The sequence below is a fragment of the Pontibacter sp. HJ8 genome, from assembly GCF_054824225.1.
Genome location: NZ_JSYF01000132.1, coordinates 1 through 7,861, shown reverse-complemented (window position 1 = coordinate 7,861; position 7,861 = coordinate 1). Strand labels below are relative to the sequence as shown.

Annotated in this window: 10 protein-coding genes; 9 read left to right on the top strand and 1 reads right to left on the bottom strand. The window is 50.7% G+C overall.

The genetic code is table 11. The features are described 5' to 3' along the window. The 9 genes from OB13_RS07275 to OB13_RS07235 form a co-directional block, all read left to right on the top strand. The coding region (locus OB13_RS07275) for a Gfo/Idh/MocA family protein (protein ID WP_461489493.1) at positions 1-1,154 on the top strand (1,154 nt) is incomplete at its 5' end. 25 nt (positions 1,155-1,179) lie between these two features. Further along, entirely contained in the window at positions 1,180-1,686 is a 507-nt protein-coding gene (locus OB13_RS07270) for a c-type cytochrome (protein WP_461489492.1), read from the top strand. 6 nt (positions 1,687-1,692) lie between these two features. Next, positions 1,693-2,460: a 3-keto-disaccharide hydrolase gene (locus tag OB13_RS07265; RefSeq protein WP_461489491.1), complete on the top strand. Its 768-nt coding sequence runs from the start codon at positions 1,693-1,695 to the stop codon at positions 2,458-2,460. Positions 2,461-2,537: 77 nt separating this feature from the next. Next, positions 2,538-3,821 carry a nucleoside permease gene (locus OB13_RS07260; protein ID WP_461489490.1) on the top strand — a complete coding sequence of 428 codons (1,284 nt, stop codon included), beginning with the start codon at positions 2,538-2,540 and terminating at the stop codon, positions 3,819-3,821. Positions 3,822-3,844: 23 nt separating this feature from the next. Continuing rightward, positions 3,845-4,735: a hydroxypyruvate isomerase family protein gene (locus tag OB13_RS07255; protein WP_461489489.1), complete on the top strand. Its 891-nt coding sequence runs from the start codon at positions 3,845-3,847 to the stop codon at positions 4,733-4,735. Positions 4,736-4,794: 59 nt separating this feature from the next. After that, on the top strand, positions 4,795-5,757 hold the full coding sequence (locus tag OB13_RS07250) for a sugar phosphate isomerase/epimerase family protein (protein WP_461489488.1): 963 nt from the start codon (positions 4,795-4,797) through the stop codon (positions 5,755-5,757). A 39-nt stretch (positions 5,758-5,796) separates the two neighbouring features. Then, complete coding sequence (locus OB13_RS07245) at positions 5,797-5,955, top strand: hypothetical protein (protein WP_461489487.1); 159 nt, start codon at positions 5,797-5,799, stop codon at positions 5,953-5,955. Beyond that, positions 5,945-6,937, top strand: coding sequence for an L-glyceraldehyde 3-phosphate reductase (gene mgrA, locus OB13_RS07240; protein WP_461489486.1), 993 nt, complete (start codon positions 5,945-5,947; stop codon positions 6,935-6,937). The genes OB13_RS07245 and mgrA overlap by 11 nt, the downstream gene beginning before the upstream one ends. Positions 6,938-7,176: 239 nt before the next feature. Further along, positions 7,177-7,413, top strand: a complete 237-nt coding sequence (locus OB13_RS07235) for a hypothetical protein (RefSeq protein ID WP_461489485.1) — start codon at positions 7,177-7,179, stop codon at positions 7,411-7,413. Positions 7,414-7,584: 171 nt separating this feature from the next. Here the strand turns inward: OB13_RS07235 and OB13_RS07230 are convergent. Beyond that, positions 7,585-7,861 (bottom strand): hypothetical protein (locus OB13_RS07230; RefSeq protein ID WP_461489484.1); only part of this gene is annotated, 277 nt, incomplete at its 5' end.

The window sequence follows — 7,861 nt, the reverse complement described above, 5'->3', positions numbered from 1 at the left end:
ATAAGAAACTACGCTTAGGTATGATAGGGGGTGGACAAGGTGCCTTTATAGGTGCAGTTCACCGGCATGCGGCTCAACTGGATGGTGAGTATGAACTGGTCTGCGGCGCCTTCAGCAGTGATCCTCAAAAATCGAAAGCCAGCGGCACGCTTCTGGGGCTAGCGCCGGACCGGGTGTATGCTACCTACCAGGACCTGATAGAGCAGGAGCAGCAATTGCCCGAAGAGGAGCGGGCCCAGGTGATCAGCATCGTGACGCCGAACCACGTACACTTTGAGCCGGCGAAACTGGCGCTTGAAAACGGCTTTCATGTCATCATGGACAAGCCCATGACCTTCTCGCTGGAGGAGGCGCTTGAACTCCAACAGGTTGCTGCGCAGTCCGGCACACTTTTCTGCCTCACGCATACCTATACCGGCTACCCGATGGTAAAAGAAGCCCGGCAGTTCGTGGCTTCCGGCAAATTGGGCAAGATCCGCAAAGTGTATATCGAGTATCCGCAGGGCTGGCTGAGCCGGTTCGAAGAAGGCGGCGACAACAAACAGGCGTCCTGGCGTACGGACCCCAACCAGAGCGGCAAAGCCGGTTCGATGGGGGACATCGGCACACATGCCTTCAACCTGATCGAATACATCAGCGGATTGGAAGTGAAACAACTATGCGCCGACATCAACATTGTGGTGGAAGGCCGCAAACTGGATGACGACGGTGCCGTGCTGCTCCGGTTCAACAACGGGGCCAGTGGGGTACTGATCGCAACGCAGGTGGCAGCCGGAGAAGAAAACAATGTCCGGGTGCGGGTGTACGGCGAGCACGGCGGGATCGAATGGCAACATGCCGATGCCAACACGCTCCAGGTAAAGTGGCTCGATCGGCCGGCCGAAATCTGGCGCACCGGTGGGGGTTATGTCAGTTCCTACGCGCAGCACAATACACGTACTCCGGCAGGCCATCCCGAAGGATTCCTGGAAGCATTTGCTAACCTGTACCGCAATTTCGCGTTGTGTGTGAAGGCCAAACTCGAAGGCAAAGAACCGGAGGCAGAATGGCAGGACTATCCAGGTATAGAAGAAGGCGTACGTGGTATGGCTTTCATTGAAAATGTGATCGCTTCCGGAAAGTCCGACAAAAAATGGATCGATTTTACAGTTTAGAACTTACAGACAAACACTTGACACTATGAAAAAATCAGTTATTCTCCTGAGCTGCTGCTTCGCTTTGCTGGCTTCCTGCAACAGCAAAGACAACGCCGGAAAGGAAGCCGGTGATACCTCCGCAACAGAAGAGGGCGATAAATACTATGAAAGTCCGGAAACGGACTCAGCGGCAGCCGCGAAAGTCAGTGCTTCTGCCCGGCAATCCGAAGTGGATACCAACAGAATGAGCATCGGTACGGACCGTACAGCTGGGGTAGCCGAGGCAGTAAACGTGGAAAAAGGTGAGAAGCTGATTGCCAAATCCGATTGCCTTGCCTGCCATAAGATCGAAGAGAAGCTGGTGGGGCCGGCTTATGTGGAAGTGGCCAAGAAGTATGAGAACAACGACAAGAACATCGACTACCTGGCCGGCAAGATCATAGAAGGCGGCGCCGGTGTTTGGGGACAGGTTCCCATGACGCCGCACCCGAACATCAGCCGGGAGGATGCCAAAGAAATGTCCCGCTACATCTTATCCCTCAGAAAATAAAGACCTATGCTACGCAAAGTTTTAACTGGCTTATCGCTGACTGCCCTGCTGGCAGGCTGCCAATCCCCGCAATCAGAAAATGATATGACGACTGATAATGAGAATCCAGCCCAGCAGGATACCACCTCTGTTGCCACTACCGAAGAAGGCTTTGAGCCGCTCTTTGACGGAAAGACAACGCAGGGCTGGCATACCTACGGGAAGAGTAGTATAGGCAAAGCCTGGAAAGTGGAAGACGGTACGTTGCGCCTGGACGCTTCCAACAAAAAAGACTGGCAGACAAACGAAGGGGGAGACATCTTAACGGAGCAGGCTTTCGACAACTTTCACCTGAAACTGGACTGGAAGATCGCCAAAGATGGTAACAGCGGCATCATCTTCTATGCACAGGAAGACACCACCAAGTACGACCACGCCTGGCAGACAGGCCCGGAAATGCAGGTACTCGACAATGCCGGCCACCCCGATGCCAAAATCAATAAACACCGCGCCGGCGACTTGTACGACCTGATCGCCAGCAGCCCTGAAACCGTGAAACCGGCAGGCGAGTGGAACCAGGTCGAGATCATCAGCAACAACGGCCAGCTGGAGTTTTATCAGAATGGTGAAAAAGTAGTGAGTACCACCCTGTGGGACGACAACTGGAAAAAACTGATAGCCGGAAGCAAATTTAAGGACATGCCTGGTTTTGGTACTTTCAAATCGGGTAAGATCGCGCTGCAGGACCACGGCGACAATGTGTGGTTCCGCAACATCAGGATCAAGAGACTTTAGCTTTCACCTCACACAAGTCCCGGTAGCAGGTATGCCGGGCTTTCCCTGTTTCAACCATTTCATGTAACGATTTCACCATGAATTCAATCACCCGCATCAAACTGTCCACCATGATGTTCCTGGAGTTCTTTATCTGGGGCGCCTGGTTTGTAACGTTAGGCACTTTTCTGGGCAACAACCTGAAAGCTTCTGAACTTGAAACGGCAAGCGTGTTCTCCACACAGTCTTTCGGAGCCATCATTGCCCCCTTCATCATCGGGCTTATAGCCGACAAATATTTCAATGCCGAGCGGATTCTGGGAATTCTGCACCTGATAGGCGCTTTCTTAATGTACCAGATGTACAGCGCAGATAATATAGCCGATTTCTATCCGTATGTATTTGCCTACATGGTGGCTTATATGCCTACGCTGGCCCTGGTAAACTCTGTTTCGTTCAGGCAAATGACGAACCCGGAGAAAGAATTCTCTACGATCCGGGTATGGGGCACGATCGGCTGGATTGTGGCCGGTTTGTCCATCAGTTATTTATTCCACTGGGACTCTTCGGAAGGTATAGCGCAGGGTTTTCTGCGGAACACGTTTATGATGGCAGGTATAGCCTCTTTGATCTTGGGTATTTTTAGTTTCCTTTTGCCGAAGACTCCGCCCGTCAAACAGCAGGATAAAAGCAACCGGATCGCAGATATCCTGGGCCTGGATGCTATCAGCTTGTTAAAGAACAGAGACTTTCTGATCTTCTTCATTTCCTCCATCCTCATCTGTATTCCCCTGGCTTTTTACTACCAGAATGCGAACCCGTTCTTAACAGAAGTTGGCCTGGACAACCCGACGGGTAAAATGACGCTCGGCCAGATTTCTGAAGTATTGTTTTTGTTGCTGCTGCCTGTGTTCTTTTCCAGGTATGGCTTCAAGAAAACGATCCTGGTCGGTATGTTTGCCTGGGCGGTGCGCTACCTGCTGTTTGCTTACGGCAATGCAGACGAACTGTCGTTTATGCTCATCGTTGGCATTGCGCTACATGGTATCTGCTATGACTTTTTCTTTGTGTCGGGCCAGATCTATACCGATGCAAGAGCAGGGGAGAAGTACAAGAGTTCAGCACAGGGCCTGGTTACCCTGGCGACGTATGGCGTAGGTATGCTAATTGGTTTCTGGGTGGCAGGTTTTATCAGTGAATATTACAAAGGCGCTGGTTCTGAGAACTTCTGGCAGGATGTATGGCTGGTACCAGCCGGTATTGCTGCTGTAGTCGCGCTGCTGTTTATGCTGTTCTTCAAAGACAAGCAAGGACCTGCAGTGGCCACAGACAAGCCTTTCGGCGTTGGCTCAGAGCGCCAGGAATTAACCAGTTTACCATAGCACCAACCGTTTTAGAATTTTTTATGTCACACACTAACAACCGCAGAACGGCCATCAAAGGAATCGTTGCAGGAACCGCAGCCCTCACGGCAACCGGTATGCTGGCTTCCTTTACAGCCTGTGCAGAAGAAGCAGAAACCTCCACACAATTGAAAGGAAATATCAACCACTCCGTTTGCCGCTGGTGCTTTAACGATTTGTCAGTCGAAGAACTTTGTGTTGCAGCAAAGGGAATGGGTATAAAAGGGATCGACCTCGTGGGGCCGAAGGATTGGCCTGTGCTGAAGAAACATGGCCTGGAGTCTACCATGTGCAATGGCGCCGAGATCAGTCTGACCGAAGGCTGGAACAACAAAAAGCATCACGCCACGCTTATAAAAAACTATACCGACATGATTCCGCTTGTAGCCAAAGCAGGGTATACGAACCTGATCTGCTTCAGCGGTAACCGGGACGGTATGGACGATGAGACCGGGCTGCAAAATTCGGTCGAAGGATTAAAGAAGATCCTGCCGCTGGCCGAAAAGCACAAAGTGGTGCTGGTGATGGAGTTGCTGAACAGCAAGGTCGATCACAAAGACTACCAGTGTGACAAAACCTGGTGGGGAGCAGAACTGGCCAAACGGCTGGGCTCTGAAAACTTCAAGCTGCTCTACGACATCTACCACATGCAGATCGACGAGGGCGATGTCATCCGGACGATCCGCGACAACCGCCAGTACATTGCGCACTACCACACCGCTGGCGTACCGGGACGCAATGAGATTGATGAAACGCAGGAACTCAACTATCCTGCGATAATACGCGCTATCAAAGAGACAGGCTTTAAAGGTTTCGTAGCCCAGGAATTTATCCCGAAAGGGAAAGACAAACTGGCCTCCCTCCGCAAAGCCATCCAGGTATGCGACGTCTGATGCAAGCTTATCACTAAAGACATATACTATTCACAAACATCTACTCTTTGAATAAAACCATGAAAAATAGACGATCTTTCCTTCAACAGCTGGGTCTGTTGTCAGCAGGTGTTGTACTTACGCCGGCTATGATCTCGTGCAGTTCCTCAGACCAGCCTACGGATGGGACCACAACCGTAGGAGATGCAACGGCCGATACTACTACTACCACCACAGCAGCCAGCGCTGTGATTGATACGATAGGTATACAGCTTTATTCCTTACGCGAGGTCATTTCCAGCGATGTGAATGGAGTGATCGGAAAGGTCGCAAAAGCCGGTTACCAGGATGTGGAAACCTACGGCTATTCCAAAGACCGGGGCTTCTGGGGATTGGAACCCAAGGCTTTCCGGGAGCTGCTGAACACAAACGGTCTCATTTCCAGTAGCGGTCATTATGACTTTGGGCAGTATATGGCAACAGGAAATACGGATGCCGTCAAAACCTATATCGAGGCCGGCAAGGAAGTAGGGCAGGACTATATTACGGTTCCATACCTGGGCGAGGAAGTACGTGGTAGCGCCGATGCCTACAAAGCGATAGCTGAGAAGCTTAACAAAGCAGGTGAACTATGTAAAGCATCCAACCTGAAGCTTGCCTACCATAACCATGACTTTGAGTTCAAGCAATTTGGCGACACCACCGGTTACGATATCCTGCTGAAAGAAACCGATCCTTCCCTTGTGAGTTTTGAAGCGGACCTCTACTGGTTTGTCAGAGGAGGCCGTGTACCGGTCGATTATTTCAAACAGCATGCAGGACGCTTTGTGATGTGGCACGTGAAAGACATGGACAAGAATTCCCCTGAGCTGAACACTGAAATCGGCAGCGGCAGCATCAACTACAAGGAGATATTCGACCAGGCCAAGTTGTCGGGTGTGGAGCGTGTATTTGTGGAGCAGGAAAACTTTGCGGCGTCTATGGATCCCTTCCAAAGCATCGCACAGAGCTACGATTACGTGAAGAATACCCTAATGCAATAAGCGACTTATTTCTAATACCATCCGAATGCTCAACGCCTGGTGTGCCTCACAGCAGGCGTTGAGCTTTCCTGTAAAGCAGGTATAGGTATAGGTATAGGTATAGCGATTCCTTCTTCAAAGGAGCCGGAACTGGCGGGAGAGAAGCGTATGGAGTTGATGTTACATCCATCTGAAAGAATAATTAATTATGGCGTATAAGCCTGATTCAGAACGCTACAGCAAGATGGTATACCGTCGCTGTGGCAAGAGCGGTTTGCAATTACCGGCCCTTTCGCTGGGGTTGTGGCATAATTTCGGGCATGTCGATACGCTGGAAAATGCGCGCGACATGCTGCACTTTGCCTTTGATGCCGGTATCACGCACTTCGACCTGGCCAATAATTATGGTCCGCCTCCGGGCTCGGCAGAAGAAAATTTCGGCAAGATCCTCCAAGAAGATTTCCGGGGATACCGCGATGAACTGATCATCTCCTCCAAAGCAGGCTATAAGATGTGGGACGGTCCTTATGGCGACTGGGGTTCTAAAAAGTACCTGGTCTCCAGCCTGGACCAAAGCCTGAAACGCATGGGGCTGGACTATGTGGACATTTTCTACCATCACCGCCCGGACCCGGATACACCCCTGGAAGAAACCCTGGCGGCCCTGGACCTGATCGTTCGGCAAGGAAAAGCCCTGTATGTAGGCATTTCAAACTACCAGCCCAAGGAAGCGGCAGAGGCCTTCCGCCTGCTGCGGGAGCTGGGTACGCCCTGCCTGATCCATCAGCCCAAATATTCGATGTTTGAGCGCTGGGTTGAGGACGGTTTGCTGGACCTGCTGAAGCAGGAGGGCGTGGGTTGCATACCCTTCTCACCCCTGGCGCAAGGCCTCCTGACCAACAAGTACCTGCAGGGTATACCTGTCGGCTCCCGGGCTGCCAAGGCGCACGGGCATCTTCAGAAAGAAGAAGTGACAGACAAAAGAATACACCAGATTCAGCGGCTCCACCAGCTTGCTCAGAACAGGGAGCAATCGCTGGCACAAATGGCCCTGGCCTGGCTATTGAAAGACGAGCGGGTGACGTCCGTGCTGATCGGAGCAAGCTCAACAGAGCAGCTAGCAGACTCCCTGTTAAGCCTCTCCAACACGCACTTCAGTTCCGACGAATTAGTGCAGATAGAAGCGATTCTGCAGGAGTAAGCCTTTGTATACCTTCACGCCTGCATGCTACAAAGCCCTCAGTCCTTGCCGGATTGAGGGCTTTTAGCTTTTGCACTTCTAACCTGTTTCCGCAAGCCGCTGAGGGAAGCTAAAATAACACTATTCTTGTTTAGCTTTATTCTAAATTACTTTAAAACAGCGCTTTAACGCAACCTGTTCTGGTCTTAAGGGAGTATTACTGTAATACTAACTTATGTTGAATCTAAACCTGAACGACTATGGAAGCTACCTGCAATCATTGCAACCACTGGGAGCAAGACCCCAATAAAGTACAGTTACAAAGCAAAGAATTCGGAGTATGTGACGAGTTAACGGGCCAGCATGCCCTGGAGCCTGCCTATGTACTTCCCTTGATCCACGAAGGACGGGAAGATAAAAAGCCCAGACAATTTGAAATGATCACAGGTGCCATGTTTGGCTGCAATCACTTCAGTGAACGCAAGACCTGGATATAGGAGTGCCGGGTATCGCTTGAATAAGGGAAGAACGGAAATGCTTCCTGCTAACTCGCAAGTGCCCTGAATAACAAACGCCCTGCAGGTTTTCTGCAGGGCGACTTGCCTAATCTAAACACAAACAACCAACGTTTTTGATTTCTTAATCTATTATTTCAATCAGCACAAGCTTTAGTATCTCAGAAATGGTCTGTTGCTCAAGTTGGACAAGCATTCTGATATACCAACAAAATAGTCTCCAATCAGAATTCCAGCGCCTCTCTTAAGCGCATTTGTACCGGCTACAGAAGTTATAACTTCTCCATCGATGGTAGAAAATTCCACTACTTCTTCCTCCTGAAAAGAGTTCTTAGAAGCAGGGTGGTTTGTTAACAAGGCGCAGGAGCTGCTATCAAAGCTGGCTGTTACTGCTAGGTTTCCATAGACGTTCATGTGACGATGTAGGGTT